Annotated in this window: 15 protein-coding genes and 1 tRNA gene; 6 read left to right on the top strand and 10 right to left on the bottom strand. The window is 64.0% G+C overall.

Going from position 1 to position 15,823, the window contains the following annotated elements; translation table 11 throughout:
* Window positions 1-61: 61 nt before the first annotated feature.
* Together GRS80_RS18710 and GRS80_RS18705 are read left to right on the top strand one after the other, a co-directional pair.
* On the top strand, window positions 62-445 hold the full coding sequence (locus tag GRS80_RS18710; protein WP_160048854.1) for a response regulator: 384 nt from the start codon (window positions 62-64) through the stop codon (window positions 443-445).
* A gap of 273 nt (window positions 446-718) precedes the next feature.
* The gene (locus GRS80_RS18705; protein WP_160048853.1) at window positions 719-2,725 is read left to right on the top strand and encodes a histidine kinase N-terminal 7TM domain-containing protein; all 2,007 of its coding nucleotides are present in this window, start codon (window positions 719-721) and stop codon (window positions 2,723-2,725) included.
* A 556-nt stretch (window positions 2,726-3,281) separates the two neighbouring features.
* Here GRS80_RS18705 and GRS80_RS18700 read toward each other — a convergent pair.
* The 3 genes from GRS80_RS18700 to GRS80_RS20535 form a co-directional block, all read right to left on the bottom strand.
* Window positions 3,282-3,355: transfer RNA gene (locus GRS80_RS18700), tRNA-Lys, on the bottom strand.
* An 81-nt stretch (window positions 3,356-3,436) separates the two neighbouring features.
* Window positions 3,437-4,126: a hypothetical protein gene (locus GRS80_RS18695; protein WP_160048852.1), complete on the bottom strand. Its 690-nt coding sequence runs from the start codon at window positions 4,124-4,126 to the stop codon at window positions 3,437-3,439.
* Between the two features lie 35 nt (window positions 4,127-4,161).
* Window positions 4,162-4,314 (bottom strand): hypothetical protein, encoded by a 153-nt coding sequence (locus GRS80_RS20535; RefSeq protein WP_200840424.1) that lies wholly within the window; start codon window positions 4,312-4,314, stop codon window positions 4,162-4,164.
* Between the two features lie 672 nt (window positions 4,315-4,986).
* On the opposite strand from GRS80_RS20535, the gene rimI reads away from it, so the two are divergent.
* From rimI to GRS80_RS18680, 3 genes are all read left to right on the top strand, one after another.
* On the top strand, window positions 4,987-5,457 hold the full coding sequence (gene rimI / locus GRS80_RS18690) for a ribosomal protein S18-alanine N-acetyltransferase (protein ID WP_343161674.1): 471 nt from the start codon (window positions 4,987-4,989) through the stop codon (window positions 5,455-5,457).
* Window positions 5,458-5,639: 182 nt separating this feature from the next.
* Window positions 5,640-6,629 (top strand): aldo/keto reductase, encoded by a 990-nt coding sequence (locus tag GRS80_RS18685; RefSeq protein ID WP_160048851.1) that lies wholly within the window; start codon window positions 5,640-5,642, stop codon window positions 6,627-6,629.
* A gap of 207 nt (window positions 6,630-6,836) precedes the next feature.
* Window positions 6,837-7,124, top strand: coding sequence for a HalOD1 output domain-containing protein (locus GRS80_RS18680; protein ID WP_235019785.1), 288 nt, complete (start codon window positions 6,837-6,839; stop codon window positions 7,122-7,124).
* A 177-nt stretch (window positions 7,125-7,301) separates the two neighbouring features.
* On the opposite strand, the gene GRS80_RS18675 is transcribed toward GRS80_RS18680, so the two are convergent.
* The 6 genes from GRS80_RS18675 to GRS80_RS18650 form a co-directional block, all read right to left on the bottom strand.
* Window positions 7,302-8,132 carry a hypothetical protein gene (locus tag GRS80_RS18675; protein ID WP_160048849.1) on the bottom strand — a complete coding sequence of 277 codons (831 nt, stop codon included), beginning with the start codon at window positions 8,130-8,132 and terminating at the stop codon, window positions 7,302-7,304.
* Window positions 8,129-9,034, bottom strand: coding sequence for a signal peptidase I (locus GRS80_RS18670; protein ID WP_160048848.1), 906 nt, complete (start codon window positions 9,032-9,034; stop codon window positions 8,129-8,131). Before GRS80_RS18670 ends, GRS80_RS18675 begins: the two co-directional genes overlap by 4 nt.
* Before the next feature lie 2 nt (window positions 9,035-9,036).
* On the bottom strand, window positions 9,037-10,038 hold the full coding sequence (locus GRS80_RS18665; RefSeq protein ID WP_160048847.1) for a SipW-dependent-type signal peptide-containing protein: 1,002 nt from the start codon (window positions 10,036-10,038) through the stop codon (window positions 9,037-9,039).
* Window positions 10,035-10,802 (bottom strand): hypothetical protein, encoded by a 768-nt coding sequence (locus tag GRS80_RS18660; RefSeq protein ID WP_160048846.1) that lies wholly within the window; start codon window positions 10,800-10,802, stop codon window positions 10,035-10,037. The genes GRS80_RS18665 and GRS80_RS18660 overlap by 4 nt, the downstream gene beginning before the upstream one ends.
* A 254-nt stretch (window positions 10,803-11,056) precedes the next feature.
* Window positions 11,057-12,595 (bottom strand): SipW-dependent-type signal peptide-containing protein, encoded by a 1,539-nt coding sequence (locus GRS80_RS20530; RefSeq protein WP_200840423.1) that lies wholly within the window; start codon window positions 12,593-12,595, stop codon window positions 11,057-11,059.
* 162 nt (window positions 12,596-12,757) lie between these two features.
* On the bottom strand, window positions 12,758-13,570 hold the full coding sequence (locus tag GRS80_RS18650; protein WP_160048845.1) for a SipW-dependent-type signal peptide-containing protein: 813 nt from the start codon (window positions 13,568-13,570) through the stop codon (window positions 12,758-12,760).
* Between the two features lie 390 nt (window positions 13,571-13,960).
* On the opposite strand from GRS80_RS18650, the gene GRS80_RS18645 reads away from it, so the two are divergent.
* Complete coding sequence (locus GRS80_RS18645) at window positions 13,961-14,491, top strand: hypothetical protein (RefSeq protein ID WP_160048844.1); 531 nt, start codon at window positions 13,961-13,963, stop codon at window positions 14,489-14,491.
* A 406-nt stretch (window positions 14,492-14,897) separates the two neighbouring features.
* On the opposite strand, the gene GRS80_RS18640 is transcribed toward GRS80_RS18645, so the two are convergent.
* Window positions 14,898-15,737, bottom strand: coding sequence for a hypothetical protein (locus GRS80_RS18640; RefSeq protein WP_160048843.1), 840 nt, complete (start codon window positions 15,735-15,737; stop codon window positions 14,898-14,900).
* Window positions 15,738-15,823: the final 86 nt, after the last annotated feature.

Genomic DNA, 15,823 nt, shown 5'->3' with positions numbered 1-15,823 from the left:
CGTTCCGGTCTATATCCCCGATGCTCGAGTATATTACCCAGCAGGTGGATGAAATAAACAGATGGCGGATGACGAGAGAACCCATATCGTGACGGGCACACACCAGCGGACGATCGTAGTCGCCGACGACGAGCCGCTGTACGCCGACGCGCACTCGCGAATGCTCGCCGATCGGTACGACGTGAAAACGGTCTACAGCGGAGCGGCGGCCCTCGAGGCCGTCGACGATTCGGTCGACGTCCTCCTCGTCGACCGACGGATGCCTAGCCTCTCGGGCGACGAACTGCTCGAGACCCTCGCAGAGCGTGGCGCGACGTGTCGAACGATCGTGGTTTCCGCCATCGACCCGTCCACGGATGCCCTCGAGGTGGAGACCGACGGCTACCTCACCAAGCCCGTCTCGAAGCGCCAACTCACTGACTGTCTCGAGCGGATCCTCGAGTAGGAATCTCGCCCGACGGTATTCGAACGGTTACGCCGCCGGCATCAGTCCTCCCCAGCCATCGATCCAGCCCCGGAACCGATTCATAGGGATTATCGTAGGAGTTCACCGTTTCCCAGTGAAGAACCGAGAGACAGTGCCGAAAGAGAGGATTCGAAACCGGTGGTTGGCTACGATAATCCCTATCATCCTCGTCATCGATTCAATCCCGGCATCGACCCGTAGCGCCAACTGCCGGACCGAACGTATTTGAGGTCGCTGTGCAATCGAACGGACGTGGCTCAGGAGTTTACCGCGATACACGCCGTCTCTCTCGTGCTCATTGGGGTCTTAAACCTCGTTCTCGCCGTGCTCGTTCCGCGGACGCGACCGAAAACGGACGTTCTTCCGCTGGCCGTCTTTCTCTTCGGCATCGCGCTGTGGACGATTCCACAGGGACTCCTCCTCGTCGAAACCGATCCCTCGGTCGGGTTCGTCCTCGCGAAGACCGTCGACTCGGGGGCGGTCATCATGTCGACCGGACTGTTCCAGTTCGCGATGGCCTACGCCGGCCGCGAACTCCGAAACCGACAGCTGGCGGTCATCTACGCCGTAACCGGTACGTGGATCGTCCTGACCTGGACGAACCCCGCCCACTTCCTGATGCACGAACCGATGCAGTTCACGGCGGTGCTTCTCCCCGTAGAGGCCTACCAGAACCCGATCTACTGGTTCTACGTTCTCTACAACTGGGGGCTCTCCGGTGGCGGAATCTACGTTTTCTTCCTCGAGTATCTCGACTCCAGGGGAAGCGGTGTCTACCACAAGCAAGCAAGACTGGTCGTACTCGCACCGTTGATCCCGGGAGTCACCAACGTCCTCGCTCACAACGGAACGACCGAGATCAACTACTCCGTCTGGGGGTTCGGCGCGACGGGCATCTTGATCGCGGTCGCCCTCTACCGGTATCGGTGGCTCGACCTCGTTCCGATCGCACGAGATAACGTCATCGAGGGAATGCGCGACGGCTACCTCGTCGTCGACGACGAACGGCGGATCGTCGACCGGAACCCGGCCGCTCGAGCACTCCTCGGTGACGAGAAGATCGTCGGGCAGTCGGTCACCGGCGTCCTCCCGGAGAGTCGACGACTCCTGGCGGGAACCACCCCGGAGCTGACGATCACCAGAGACGGGACGACGGTCGACGCAACAATCTCCACCGTCCGCGACGAGAGAACCGAAGGCGTCGTTCTGATGCTCAGGGACGTTACCGACCAGCGTCGAGCAGAGAAGCGCTTTCAGGCGCTCATCGAGAACGTCTCCGACGTCGTCACCGTCGTCGACGAGGACGGGACCGTTACGTACGTCAGTCCGTCCGTGCGGTCCGTTCTCGGCTACGACCCGTCCGACCTCGTCGGTGAATCGCTGTTCGAACTCGTTCACGCGGACGACCGCGCCGACGCAATCGACGAGTTTGCCGGGCTCGTCACCTACTCCAACACCGAAGCCCGGTTCGAGTATCGCGTCCGTCATCGGGACGGCAGCTGGCTCGTCTTCGAGGGGATTGCCGTCGACTTGCTCGACAACGGCATCATCGACGGGGTCGTCATCAACTCCCGCGACGTGACCGACCGCATCGCTCGCGAACGGGAACTCGAGCGGACCAACCAGCGCTTAGACGAGTTCGCGGGCGTGATCAGCCACGACCTGCAAACGCCGCTCGGGATCGCACAGACCTACGCACAGTTCGCCGAACGCTCCTCGAGCGAGGACGACTTTCAGACGCTCCACGACGCACACGAACGAATGGAGACGATGATCACGAACCTTCTGACGATGGCCAGGACCGGGACGACGCTCGAGGAACCATCCCCGGTCTCGATTCAGTCGGTTGCGGAGGAGGCCTGGAGTGGGATCTGGGCTCGCGAGGCCACCCTCGAGTGCGATCTCGAGGACGGCTGGACGGTCCCCGGCGATCACGACCAGTTGCTCCACGTGTTCGAGAACCTCTTTCGGAACGCCGTCGAACACAACGACTCACCCATAACCGTTCGAGTCGCACACATCGACGACGATCCCAACCAGGGGTTTCTCGTCGAAGACGACGGGCGAGGGGTCTCCCCCGAGAACCGAGAGATCGTGTTCAACCGCGGACACTCCACGACCGAAGGCGGGGCTGGATTCGGACTCGCGATCGTCCGTGACGTGGTCAAGGCCCACGGGTGGCAGATCGCCGTACGTGATCGCCCCGACGGCGGTGCTCGATTCGAAGTCGATCTGAATTCGCGGTCGGATCCCTCGTGAGGCTGTCCGGGTTTGGCCGTCGCCGTCGACTCGACTACCTGTATTTCCCCAGTCCACTTGCGAACTCTCGAGGTCGATGTCGTCTATTTCGGCCGTTCGCTCCACGTTGCTCCACTCGTCTCGAGTACAGTCCCGCCAGCAGTCTCGTCCGTCTCGGCTTTCCCTCGAGTTTCACGACATCGTTTGCGATGCAGCGTGTGTTGGGCGCGATGTGAACCACGCGAAGCCGTTTCGGATCACTCGCTTCCGGGGCTATCTCCCTCTTTCGAGCCGTGCCGGTTCCGTCACCTGTCGCTTGCGGAGTTGTTCGTCGCAAAAGCGGGCCGGGCGCGATTATGACCTACGCCCAGAAATGCTCGCTTCGCTGCGCCTTTCTGGTCTACTTCAAATCGCTCTGGCGGTTTTGCTCCTCACGAACGTGTTCGTCGCAAAAGCGGGCCGGGCGCGATTTGAACACACAGTCGGACGTGCTCACTCCGTTGCGCGCGACCTCCCTGCGTTCAAATCGTGCCTGCCGGTTCGCTTACCGATTCGCTCCGCTCATCGGTTCGCTGCACGGGCCGGGCGCGATTTGAACACGCGACCGTCTGGTTAAAAGCCAGACGCTCTGCCGGACTGAGCTACCGGCCCTGTACTGTGACGTATCGGTGAGCGGTGGTTAAACGTTTTCTTTCTCTCTCCGCGGACGTTCCGGGTGCCCCCTCGAGCAGACTAGTCGTCCTCGAAGTACGTTTCGAGCGCCTCCGTGACGATTTCGCCGGGTTCGACGTCCTCGATCGACGCCCGGCGACGGAGGTCACGGTAGGTCGGCGGTGAGAGAGTGAGCTCGAGTTCCCCCAGTCTGGCGTCGTACTCGGCCAGCGCCTCGTGGATCGGTGTGTCGTCGTTGAGCGAACTCGCGATGCTTCGGACCTCCCGAACGGTGAGATCGCCGTCGATCGAAGCCCACGCGAGCAACAGTCGTTCCTCGCCGCCGACGCGGGCGATGTGTTTCGCCGCTGTGGGCGCGATTTTCCCGAGCGCGACCTGCTTGCGGACCGACCGCGGAAGATCGTGTACGCGCGCCCATTTGCGGATGAACGAGACTGTCGCGTCGTCTCCTGCACGCTCGGCAGCGGCCTTGTACGATCCTTCTCCGCGAACGAGTGCGGCACAGGCTGCCGCGCCGCGCAGCATGTAGAGGTGATCGTCGTCGCTCGCACCGCTTGCGAACTCGGCGACCATCTTCGCGGCCTCCTCGAGACTGTCGGGATCGTCGGGATCGAACTGGACGGCCTGGCGAGCCCGCGTCCCGGTGACCGATTCGTCGCCTCGGATAACCGGCGCGCCGACCGGCGATTCGCGGTCAGTCGGGATCGATCGACCACGTTCGCCGTGGCCACCGGGTCGATTGTCGGTCATGTGTTTCAGTACGAACTTCGGTGTGAAAAAGATCGCTACCTGCTGTCGTTTTCCTTTTCACGTTTCTCGGCGAGGTGCTCCCAGATCTCCGTACACCCTGCTCCCTCTTCGACGTCCTCGAGGTGGGCGTCGTCGCGTTCGTCGCCCTGCTCACTCCGCTTGGCTTTGCACTCGGCCGAGTCGGTCATTACCCTTCGTTCGAATTCGACTTGCATAAACGTCTCTTCGGCCGCAAACGATACCCGTGCTCTGCCGTATCGGATACTGCTGCCGCTATCTCTGACGGATAATTCGTCGGGACCCCGGAGCACTCTCGTGGTTTCGGTTCGGCCGTCCGTCACAGCTCGAATTACGGCGATCAATCGCGCTGGCGTGTCGGCGAATCCACGACGCGCCCCCTCCTCCGCGTCGATTGCCGTCTCTCCGATCGCCGACCGTTATTTGCCGCTCCGACGGGGACGAGACGGTGTCGCAAAAACGGCCGGTAGATGGCACGGTCACCACGACGCTATCGACCGCCCGCGACGAACGCATCGTCGGTCTCCGACAGTTTCGTTCGACCGCTCTCGAGTTTCCGATCGGCCGTCGGTTCGTGATCTCTCGCTATCGAACTCGGTGATGGTTCGGCGGTTGGGAGCATACGGACCGCTATGGGCCCGTTCCGGCCGACCGCAGAACGGTGAACGATCGATCGGCAATCATACGGATTGCTGTCCCGATTTCCCGAAGACCGCACGACGGCTCGAAGCCGTATCGGAACCAACCGGTAGCAGGTCGTATCGCCGTCGGTAAGCAGGATCTCCGTTTCACGGTCGACGCGATTGCTTTTGGTACTGGAGATCCAATCTCGTCGCGTGACGATTCGGGTCTCGGCCGGGGACGACGGAAACGTATCGATCCGGCCCGCAGAGCGTGCTGATCTCCTTGCGGTCGTACACATCGAAAACGCGTCGTTCTCACAGCCCTGGCCGTACGACGCTTTCGAGGGGTTTCTCGACGAATCCGGATTTCTGATCGCCGAACACGATGGCGACGTCGTCGGCTACGTCGTCGCCGACGTCTCGCGGAATTTCGGCCGTCAACTCGGCCACGTCAAGGACGTCGCCGTCCACCCCGAACGGCGCGGGTTCGGTGTCGGCTCCGCGTTGCTCACCCGTGTTCTGGCCGTACTCGTTGCCCAGGGCGCTGACACCGTCAAACTCGAGGTCAGGCAGTCGAACGACGGGGCGAAACGGCTCTATCGGAACTTCGGCTTCGAGCCGCTTCGACGCGTCCCCGGCTACTACGAGGACGGCGAGGACGCCATCGTGATGATCCGCAAACTCGAGTGATAGGGATTATCGTAGGAGTTCATAGTTTTCACAGGAAGATCCAAGACACAGCGTCAAAGGATGAGCTTCGAAACCTCCAGTTGGCTACGATAGTCCCTATGAGTTCTCCGGCGTCCGACGCGGGGACGACCGTCGCGAACCGGACACTACGTTTTAGTAGCCACTCCTCGATTCCGTCTTGCATGGAGTATACGACACTCGGTGACACGGGAATGACCGTCAGTCGAATCTGCCTGGGCTGTATGAGCTTCGGCTCGAGCGACTGGCGCGAGTGGGTGTTAGACGAGGAGGAGAGTCGTCCGATTATCGAGCGGGCGATCGATCTCGGGATCAACTTCTTCGACACGGCGAACGTCTACTCCTACGGGGAATCCGAGCGGGTGCTGGGGAACGTCCTCGCGGAGTACGACCGCGACGAGCAGGTTGTGGCGACGAAAGTGTATCATCGGATGGACGAGGACGATCCCAACTCGAGTGGGCTCTCGCGAAAGACGATCGACCAGGAACTCGAGGCAAGTCTCGACCGGCTGGGAATGGAGACGATCGACCTCTACCAGACTCACCGCTGGGATTACGACACCCCGATCGAGGAGACGCTTCGTGCCCTAGACGACGCCGTCCGTCACGAGAAGGTTCGGTACATCGGCACCTCCTCGCAGTGGGCCCACCAGTTCGCCGACGCGCTCTACGCGAGCGACCGCCTCGGCCTCGAGCGGTTCGTCTCCATGCAAAACCACTACAACCTGGTCTACCGCGAGGAGGAACGTGAGATGCTTCCACTCTGTGCGAAAGAAGGTGTCGGCGTCGTTCCCTGGAGCCCGCTCGCACGCGGCTATCTCACCCGCCCCCACGACGAGTTCCTCGAGACGGTTCGCGGCGAGTACATGGACGATAGCTGGGCCGCCGACCGGATCGACATCTACCGCGCGAACGGGGGGACGGAGATCAACGCCCGCGTCGAGGAACTCGCCGCGGAACACGGCGTCACGATGGCCCAGATCGCCCTCGCCTGGGTGCTTCACAAAGACGTCGTCGACGCCCCGATCGTCGGCACGACGAGTATCGACCACCTCGAGGACGCCGTCGAAGCTCTCGAGATCGACCTCTCGGATAGCGACCTCGAGTACCTCGAGGAGCCGTACGAACCGGTCCCGATCAACGGCCACGACTGATCGGTGACGACCTCGAACGATCGATGACGGTGTCGGCCGGTCGGCCGCGAGCGAGTCGTCGACCCGCTCGAATGACATACATTCTGAACGCATCTGTTGTACTAACGCCGATTATCATCCGATTATAGAGATGTGTCTGACGCTCGTCGTCCGTGCGTCAGCGAAGAAACACCGGTTTTTATATATGCGAATATGGCAGGAGCGAGCATGAACCGAGAACAGCCAGTCAGTCTCGCCGTCGTCGAAGCCGTCGCGGAACGTGAGGGAATACCCGCCGAAAAACTCGAGCCCCCGCTTCACGACGCGATCCAGACCGACGCACTCGACGCCCTGTTCGACCCCGTCGACTCCGACCGACTGCCCGCGAGTCTCGAGTTCACGTACAACGGCTACGTCGTCAGTGTCGAGGGGTCCGGGGGGGTATCGCTCGAGGCCGTCGACGGGAAGGACGCGAACCGAACCGATCCGCGACCGAACGACGTTCCGTACTGTTGATACTGCCGGACAGAAGTCAGTGAGAAGTCGGTCGCGAACTCGCGGCCGTCCCCACGGGTGACGGCCGCAGTAGAGCGACCGATCTTCAAATAGTTCTGTCCGGCAGTATGAGCGACCGCCCGTCGTTGCGCGGATGTTTTCGTCCCACCGACCGATCGTGGGACTCTCAAACCGTCGCTACGACCGTCCCGCCCACTCGAACGGATTACTGTCGCGATGTACCGGTGGGACCGCCGCCCGGGTCGCGGTCTCACCGGAACTGACCGACAGTGAACCGTATCGGAGCGATTCGTCGCGATCGCCGCTCGAGTCGTCGAATTCGTCTCGCGAACCATCGTCGCTCGAGTCGTTTTCTCCGTCGGTTCCGTCGTTTTTCCCGTCGACACCATCGTCGTCGATCTGGCCGCCCGAACCGTGGTCGCCGGCGGTTTCCGTCCCGTCATCGGCGTCGGCCGCCGGGTCGTCGCCCTCGCCACTCCACTCATCGTCGCCGAGTTCCGGTCCGCTTTTTCCATCGACACCCCCGTCGCTCGAACCGTCTCCGACAGTCCCGTCGTCAGCTTCGTCGACGCTCGAGTCGTCGGTCCCGTCCGCTCCGAGTTCGTCCGTTTCATCCCCCTCGTCCTCGCTATCGCCGTCGGTACCGTGGTCCGACTCCGTCTCGTTGCCCTCGCTACCGCCCGTTTCGGAGTTGTTCTCGGTCGGTGGCTCCCCGTCTCCTGGGCCCGTACTGACGTTCTCCGGCGGAGCCGTCGTCCCGTTCTCGGCAGGTTCGTTCCCGGACTCCGAATCGGCGAGCGCCGGTGAGCCGTCGGGTCCGATCACGTCCGAGCCGTTTTCCGCCGACTGTTCGAACCCGAGATCCATCTCGGAGAACGACCCCGTCGTCGAGAACGTTCCCTCGATCGATCCCGTATCGGAGAAGATGGCGACCGTCCCCACACCGCCGGCGAAGCTACTCGCCCCGACGAGGAGACAGACCACTCCGACGGCGAGAGCCCGGTTCATCGGCTCCCCTCCTCGAGATCCCCGCCGTCAGTTGTGGCGGGTAGCTCCGTCGTCGCCGGCACGAACGTTTCGAACGCCTCTTCGGTGCCCGCGTTCGCGTCGTCGTCTCCGAGATTTCCCTCCTCCGTACGACTCGAGTCCGCCCCCGATCTGGACCGGCCCGTAGAATCCATCGCGTCTCGACGTGTACCGAACCACAACCCGCCGACGGCGAGCAACGAGAGCGTGGCGGCGACGGCCACCGCGATCGACAGCGCCGTTCGGAGTTCGAACGCGACGTACGCGACGTACGGTACGACGAGGACTAACATTGCACTCGAGAGCGTCAGATCCGACGCCGACAGCGTGATCGCATCGCCCTCGCCGGCGTCCGAATCGGCCGTGGGGGGTGTTCTCTCCCCGTCCTCCCGCGCCGATCGGAACAGGGCCCACAGCTCCGAGGCGGCAAAGAGCACGATCGGAACGACGACCAACAGGAGGAAGCCGGCGGTCGAGTTCGTCATCTGGATCACGTAGCCGATGTACGGTATCGTGAGGACGACGACACCGAGGACGTTCTCCGCCGGAACCAGCCCGGCGTCGACTTCGCTGTTGGCGTCGCCTTTCGTCTCGAAGGCGAGGCCACCGCCAGCGTCGGCTACCCCGACGACCCGATGAGTCACCGGTGTATTGGTCCCGTCTCGGGCGAACGTGATGACGTCGCCCGACTCGATCGTCGCCGGATCCGTCTCGTCGACGACGACCACGTCACCGGGGTCGATCGCCGGCGCCATGCTCCCGGTGAGGACGACGAAGCTGTACTCCGCCCCGATCACGCCGGGAACGGCGTAGATCACGAACGGAAGTACGATGGCGATCAGGACGAGCAATCCGAGGACGTTCGCAGTTTTTCTGTAGTTCATCGTCACCTCACCTCGTCCGCACAGACGTCGACTTCGACGTTACTGATCGCCGGCAGCCGGCCGCCCGGATTCTCGAGCGTCGAGAGCAGCGCTCCGGTCGACGCCCTCGGCGGCTCGAACTCGATTTCGTTCGTGTTCGGCCCGCCTTTGATCCGGACCGCACAGAGCTGTGGTCCCGGATTGCCGTCGCCGTCGACGAGTTCGAACTGAATCGCCGTCGTCTCCGCGCCGTCTTTGATCTCGGCGTCCTGGACGAACAGGAAGTACTCCCCGCTTCCGGGCCCCTCGTCGATCGGGAGCCAGGTCGCGGGGTCGGCCGTGCTCGGCTCGATCGGCATCCGTTCGTCTAAGTCGTCCGCTTTTCCGAGGGGGACACACGCCGGACAGCCAGGCGCATCTTCACACGACCCCTGCCCCGCAAACGGGTTCGAGACGTCCGCCTCGTCGACGTGGCGACACTGCTCGGCGACGAGTTCGGCGGAAAACGCCGCCGTCTCGCCCGCCAGATGCTCCGGGGCGGTCTCCGACAGCTCCCACGCGAGTTCGATCTCCACCGGCGTTTCCGGCTCGAGACAGCCGTCGTCGAGTCGGATGCCGCTCGCGACCGAGCGCGCTACCGACGAGAGGCTCCCGTCGGCGACCGTCTCGCCGGCGACGTCGAACTCGACGGTGAGTGCATCGCCGAGCGGATCGAACGCGGGTGGACAGTCGGTCCGAAGCCACAGCCGCGCGGGATTCGTCCCGACGGCGAGGTCGACCGCGATCGAGTCGGTCGTTCCGCGGTCGATTCCGTCGAACGCGAACGTCAGTCGGTCGTCGACGACCGAACAGGAGTCACAGTCGAAGTCGATCTCGACCGCCCCCGCGGTGATCGCGTTCGTGAACCGTTTCCGATCGGTGAAGTACGCGCCGGTACCGACGCCCGCCGTCGCGCCGACGGCTCCGATCCCGCCGACGGTCGCCAGCAGTCGCCTGCGACTCAGCTCGAGCGAATCGCGGCTCATAGGGACCCTCCACAGCTCTCGGCGGCGAACGTGAGTCCGAACTCGAGGGACTCTCCTTGCCACTCGTTGCCGACCGATTCGTCGATCCCCCAGCCGAGTCCCACACAGAGGTGCTCTCCCTCCGGGAGACAGCTCCGGACGCCATTTCGAATCGCGAACCCGTCGGCGATCGTCCCATCGATACCCTGGCCGTACGTCTCGCCGAACGCGGCGAGCGTCGACTCGAGGGCGGGATCGTCCGGGATCGTTTCGCTCCCGCGACAGCCGCCGATACCGAGGAAGCCGGTGTCGTACCAGAGCGCGACGTCGACGACCTCGCTCAGTCGGCCGGAGACGGTCGGGATCAACCGGACTCGAGCGTCCATCCGTTCTGCCAACAGCCCGATGGCGATCGTTCCGGAGTCGCCCGGCAGGACGTTCGAGGCTGCGACCAGCGGCCCGTACATTTCTACGTCGTCGCCGTCGACGAAGCCGTCCGAGGGATCTGGACCGGCTTCGTTCGGTTCGGTGCGCTCGGGAACTGGCCGACCATCGCTCGAGTCGGGACTCTCGGAGACCGTTCGATCGTTGTACGTACTGTGCCAGGCGACCCGCAGCGACAGCCCATCGTCGTCCGTCAGCGCGTACGTGGTGTCCGTATACGGCGGTGAGTCGCCGGAGACGGTGGCCGGCCTGAAGCTCATGCCGACGATTCCGGCGATTCCGGCGGTGCCGGCGCTCGCGAGCAGTCGCCGTCGGGTGATATCGGGAATTCGTTGTGTCACGTTCGTTCCTCCGCGTGGGGTCGTACGCCCGCGGTCTCTACGGAGAACTCGCCGCGGCGTTCGTCGTCGCTGGCCGCCAGTCGGTCCCCAGCGAGGATATGGATGATCGCCATACCGTCGGTGAACGATCGTGGTAGGACGATACTGCCGCCCGAACCGTCGCGGCAGGTAGACGCTACCATCGTTCGTTGCCAGGAGACGCCGATCCGGAATCTTTCGGACCGGGTGAATGCTATCGTCAACGGATCACGGCCTCAGGCGCCGTTCTGATCGTTGTGGCGACACTGTTCGGCGTAGAAGCCGACGTCGAACGAGACGCTTTCACCTTGTGCGTCGTTGACGTCTTCCTGACCGATCGGGAACCACCACTCGAAGGCGACACACGTCGAGTCCGCGACCGGATCGAAGCAGCCGTCGCCGTCCTCGGTCGTGAGCGCAACGCCCTGGTAGGAGGCGTCGGCGAGCGCGGCGAGAACCTCGTTCAAGGTTCCCTCCACGACGACGTCGCCGTCGTAGCCGTCGACGTCGTCGAACCCGTCAACCTCGTTCAGACAGCCGGGGACGAGACGAGCGCGTGCGCGGACGAACTCCCCGAGGACGCTCTCGGCGTCGAAGCCGGTCGCCCCCATCCAGATGTACGCCGGGTTGTCACAAACGTGCAGCGAGAACGTCACCTCGCCGCTGTCGCCGGGTTTGACGTCGTCGAGTTCGATGAGGCTCTCGGCGTTCGGGCCGAACGCGGCCGTCTCCTCGCCCATCTCGAGCCCACACTCGCTGTGGATGACGACGTCGCCGAGGTCGTCGTCGGCCATCGGTCCGCCCAGGTCGTTCTCGAGGACGATCTCGGTCCCCGGATCGCCGCTCAGGACGACCAGGCTGGTGACGCCGACGTCGACGTCCGGGTCGAACGTCGACGTACCGCCGCTCAGGGCGGCTGCTCCGTTCAGGTCAGGGTTGATGCGAAGGGCGAACTCCTCGGTGAGCGAGCCGAGCACGCCGCCGTCGGTCCGGTTGTCTCCCCAGATCCAACTCGCCGTCGCCTCGGTCGGAGTGATCGAGTACTCGTCTGCGCTGTCTGAACCTGGATCGTCTTCGATCTCCCACTCGAGGTCCTCCCAGACGACGTCCGTGAGGTCGCCTTCGACGGTAAACGTGGCGTAGCCGCCGCCGTCGTCGTTGCCGAATGTGTCGAGGACGAAGAACAGGCGCGGTTCGCCGAGTTCGCCGCCGCCGAGGTCCTGGCGGTAGAGAAAAAGCACGGCGCCGTTCTCGCGCTGGATGTCGAGGAACATCGAGGAGACGTCGTCTCGACTGTCGTCGTAGAACTCCTCGGCCGTCCGCTCGTCGACGATCGGCTCGATACAGTGTGAGTCTCCCGCGTAGGTGACGTAGTACTCGCCGTCCGCACAGTCACAGCACGCCGGGATCTCCGCGGCGTTGAACACCGCATTTTCGCCGGCGTAGACGACCCCGCCGAGGTCCTGTTCGCCGTCGCCGGAGTCGTCCGGGAACGCGTTGACGTGCGGGTAGTTCGACACCGTCTCCCCCGCTTCGTTCGTCGTGGTCGCGTAGTCCTGCGGTCGCACCTCCGGTGGCGCCCCCCAGTAGCGCTGTTGCCAGTCGACTTTGATCGCGAGCGTGCCCGCGGTGAGCGTGTTGCCCGCGAACTCCTCCTGGTCGCTGAAGTACGCCGTCGTTCCCAGACCCGCGCCCACGGAGGCGACGCCGATCGCCCCGATGCCGCCGAGGATCTTTCGCCGCGAGAGGCCGAACGGTTCGTTGTTGTCAGTCATGATGTGTTCCCCCTCCGGGGAGTCCCACCGGCGGCATCGAACCGCCGAGCCGGCCGCCACGCTGGCTCCGGATGGAAACTGGACACCCCCTGTGCCCGCCGCGCAAGACGGAGAACGCGAGTCCGGCGTCCCCCCTCACCGCCCCAGTCTGTGACCAACCGATTACGCCGGACCGGGTCCGTCGGGGGCCACCACGGTCGCGTTGCCGAACTGCTCGACGTCGTTGTGGCGACACTGCTCGGCGTAGACCGAGAGGTCGAAGCTGGATTCTGCACCCTGTAACTCGTTGCCGACGGACGTCGGAATCGAGATCTCGAGACAGAGCGTGACCGGACACTCGATCTCGTGACAGAACGTCGCCTCACCCTCGAGTTCCTCGCTCGAGGGGACGACGAGCCCCTCCGAGAGCGCGGCCAGCAGGTCCTCGAGGCTTCCCTCGAAGACCTCGACCTGTGCGCCGACCTCCTCGTCCTCTTCGGGACACAGCGTCAGCGTCGCGACGGCGGTCGCCGCCTCCCCGATCGTCACCATATCGGCGTCGGTGTCGACGTCGTAGAGATCGTCGGCGGAGACGGTCCCCACCTCGGCACCGGTCTGCTCCGAGACGTCGCCGACGGCGACCATCGCGAAACCGGGATTCCCCTCGAGTTCGACCTCCCAGCAGAACTCGTACTCGTCGCCGGGTTTCGCGTCCTCGATGACGATCGGGTCGGTCGTGACGCCGGCCTCGCCGTCGCCGGCGTCGGACCAGGCGAGCTGGTCGGGGCCGATGCCGTCCTGGTCGATGTGGGTAATCTGCTGGGTGACGTTCACCGCGAGCGTGCCCGCCGTAAGCGAGTTCCCCTCGAAACTCTCCTGGTCGCTGAAGTACGCCGTCGTCCCCAGGCCTGCGCCCGCTGAGGCGATCCCGATCGCGCCGAGTCCCCCGAGGACGCGTCGTCGCGACAGTCCGATGTTCGTGTTGTCGTCAGTCATGTTGATTTCTCCTGAACGATCGAGGTCGGCCACGGGCTGGCGTCGATCACTCAGTTATCTACTCCCGGGGCTGGCGACCCACGTAGTTACGAACGAACACGTCGGTGTCGAACGGAACCATCGGCTCTAACGGACTCGGCCAAACCGGCCGTTCGGCGGTTGTACGGTATCCACACCGGTGTTCTCGAGTCGGATCGATTGAATTCCAACCGGTCGAACGTCCCGTTTGGACGCCGGTTGGCTCGTCGTACCGCCCGAATCCTCACCGGATCGCCGGGCTTGCCGTCCGGCACGGTGGGTCGACCGGTGGCGGTACGCCCTCCATGCTGACGTGTCCGCGATCCGAACCGTCGGTTTGACGTTCGAACGATCGGCGTCACCTCACCAGCAATGTCCCGACCGAATCCACTCTCCGAGGGGGAGATTTTCGAGATTCTCGCGAACGGCCGACGCCGCGAGACGCTTCGCCACCTGACGGAGACACGTGACGGTGCTGTAACGCTCAGTAGCCTCGCGATTGCCATCGCGACCGCCGAAAGTGGGCAATCGCCGCCACCACCGCGGGTCCGCGAGAGCGTCTGGAGTTCGCTCCACCAGACTCATCTGCCGAAACTCGACGAACTCGGTGTCGTCAGGTACGACAGCGACTCCGGAATCGTCACGCTGTGTGACCAGGCACGGGAAATCTACACTCACATGGAAATCTTCGCCTGGAACGGCCTCTCCTGGAGTGAACTCTACCGCGGCCTCGGCATCGGCTCGCTGCTGGCCGTCCTCGCAGTGTTGCTCGAGGCCCCGTTCGTCGGTTCGGCCGATCCGATACTCGCCGTCAGCGTTTCGCTCGCGATGTTCGCCGCCGCGGCCGCCGCACAGCTCTGGCCGAACCGTCTGGACATGCTTCGGGCGCTTCGCCGGTCCTGAGCCTCACTGCTACGCTGATTGTAAACGTGATCTCCCGTCGTCGTTGAAACGATTCTTTCCGCACGCGCTCGAGTGAACGACGAAAAACGATCCCGGTAGCGATCGAACGAACAGTTTTCCGCGCCGCGATGGCTCGTCGAGCGCAACCGGGGTTCCGATCGAACACTCCCGCAGGCGCGAGTGCGTTTCTCGAGGTCGAGGCCGCCGACAGCCGTTCGCGAACCGATGAGCGCCGTCACTACTGCGACGAGATCGATCCGACCAATCCGCTCGTCACGGCTCGACGACAACGCATCGTGTCGACGCCGGTCTCGAAGACCGTTCGACTATCGGAGCCACTGCACGTCACTGTATATCCGCTCACACAGCGGTCGTGCCATCACCGCGTCCGTCGATGCAGTCGCCACTACCCCATCGCGGGATCGATGTCCATCTCGAACAGTCTCACGTCACAGTCTCCGCAGGTCGCCGCGGCGACGTCCCGTCGCCGACAGCACGACTCGACGACGTCCTGGGAGAGCGATACGTGCCCATCACAGGTCGGACAGCGCTCGAGAAAGAGCCGGAGCACGCCGAGCAGATCCGCCCGTACTGCGACCGGCCGCCGGTCCCAGTCGGGATCCCACTCCGGGAGGACGACCGCACCCGCGGCGTCCGCGATACAGGCGGCCCGAGACGGCCAGTTCGCGAGGTGCGCGTCGCTCGTTTCTACCGCGAAGACGTGCGGCCCGTCCCGAAACTCGAGATCCGTCGACTCCACGCCTGACAGCCGAGCGAGCGAACGGCGGAGCTCCGACTCGTCCGTCCGGTGGATCGCGATCGAGCGGTTCCAGGCGTCGACGAACGCGGGATCGAGCACCAGATCGTCCATCGTCGGATCGTCGACGACGACGCCGAGGGTAAAGAGCAGTTCTCGAGGGTCAGTCTCCACCCACCCGGTCGGCTCGGGGGTCTTATCGAACGCCGCGAGCACCCCTTCGGGGAGGTAGCGCTTCGTAACCGTCGGCGTGCCGGGGATCAGGTAACCACGAAAGTAGATCAGCGCGATGGCCACCACGAACGTCGCGACGCCGGCGGGGATCGCAACGGAGGTGTCGATCCCGACGAGGACGGCCACCACTGCGGTCGAGAGGACGGCTGCGAGGACGACGTTGAGTAGGGTACAGGGGACGCATCTGTTCTCGCCGGTGTACGTCGGGTTCTTCATCACTGCCAGAGACGACCGGAGTCTCGGTACCAGGTGCATACGACCGATCGGCCGTTGAGTCGGGTAGTTGTACGCACCCTACCGTTTCCGTTCCGACGATTCGGTCGATACAGACTGCCTTCGCC

The organism is Natrialba sp. INN-245 (assembly GCF_009807105.1).
GTDB lineage: Archaea > Halobacteriota > Halobacteria > Halobacteriales > Natrialbaceae > Natrarchaeobius > Natrarchaeobius swarupiae.
This window is presented reverse-complemented; position numbering and strand designations above follow the sequence as displayed.

What these genes read in the sequence shown, in the direction of transcription:
- GRS80_RS18710 (WP_160048854.1), top strand. Translation starts at nt 62, where the DNA reads ATGGCGGATGACGAGAGAACCCATATCGTGACGGGCACACACCAGCGG.
- GRS80_RS18695 (WP_160048852.1), bottom strand. Translation starts at nt 4,126, where the DNA reads ATGACCGACAATCGACCCGGTGGCCACGGCGAACGTGGTCGATCGATC.
- GRS80_RS20535 (WP_200840424.1), bottom strand. Translation starts at nt 4,314, where the DNA reads ATGACCGACTCGGCCGAGTGCAAAGCCAAGCGGAGTGAGCAGGGCGAC.
- GRS80_RS18685 (WP_160048851.1), top strand. Translation starts at nt 5,640, where the DNA reads ATGGAGTATACGACACTCGGTGACACGGGAATGACCGTCAGTCGAATC.
- GRS80_RS18680 (WP_235019785.1), top strand. Translation starts at nt 6,837, where the DNA reads ATGAACCGAGAACAGCCAGTCAGTCTCGCCGTCGTCGAAGCCGTCGCG.
- GRS80_RS18675 (WP_160048849.1), bottom strand. Translation starts at nt 8,132, where the DNA reads ATGAACCGGGCTCTCGCCGTCGGAGTGGTCTGTCTCCTCGTCGGGGCG.
- GRS80_RS18670 (WP_160048848.1), bottom strand. Translation starts at nt 9,034, where the DNA reads ATGAACTACAGAAAAACTGCGAACGTCCTCGGATTGCTCGTCCTGATC.
- GRS80_RS18665 (WP_160048847.1), bottom strand. Translation starts at nt 10,038, where the DNA reads ATGAGCCGCGATTCGCTCGAGCTGAGTCGCAGGCGACTGCTGGCGACC.
- GRS80_RS20530 (WP_200840423.1), bottom strand. Translation starts at nt 12,595, where the DNA reads ATGACTGACAACAACGAACCGTTCGGCCTCTCGCGGCGAAAGATCCTC.
- GRS80_RS18650 (WP_160048845.1), bottom strand. Translation starts at nt 13,570, where the DNA reads ATGACTGACGACAACACGAACATCGGACTGTCGCGACGACGCGTCCTC.
- GRS80_RS18645 (WP_160048844.1), top strand. Translation starts at nt 13,961, where the DNA reads ATGTCCCGACCGAATCCACTCTCCGAGGGGGAGATTTTCGAGATTCTC.
- GRS80_RS18640 (WP_160048843.1), bottom strand. Translation starts at nt 15,737, where the DNA reads ATGCACCTGGTACCGAGACTCCGGTCGTCTCTGGCAGTGATGAAGAAC.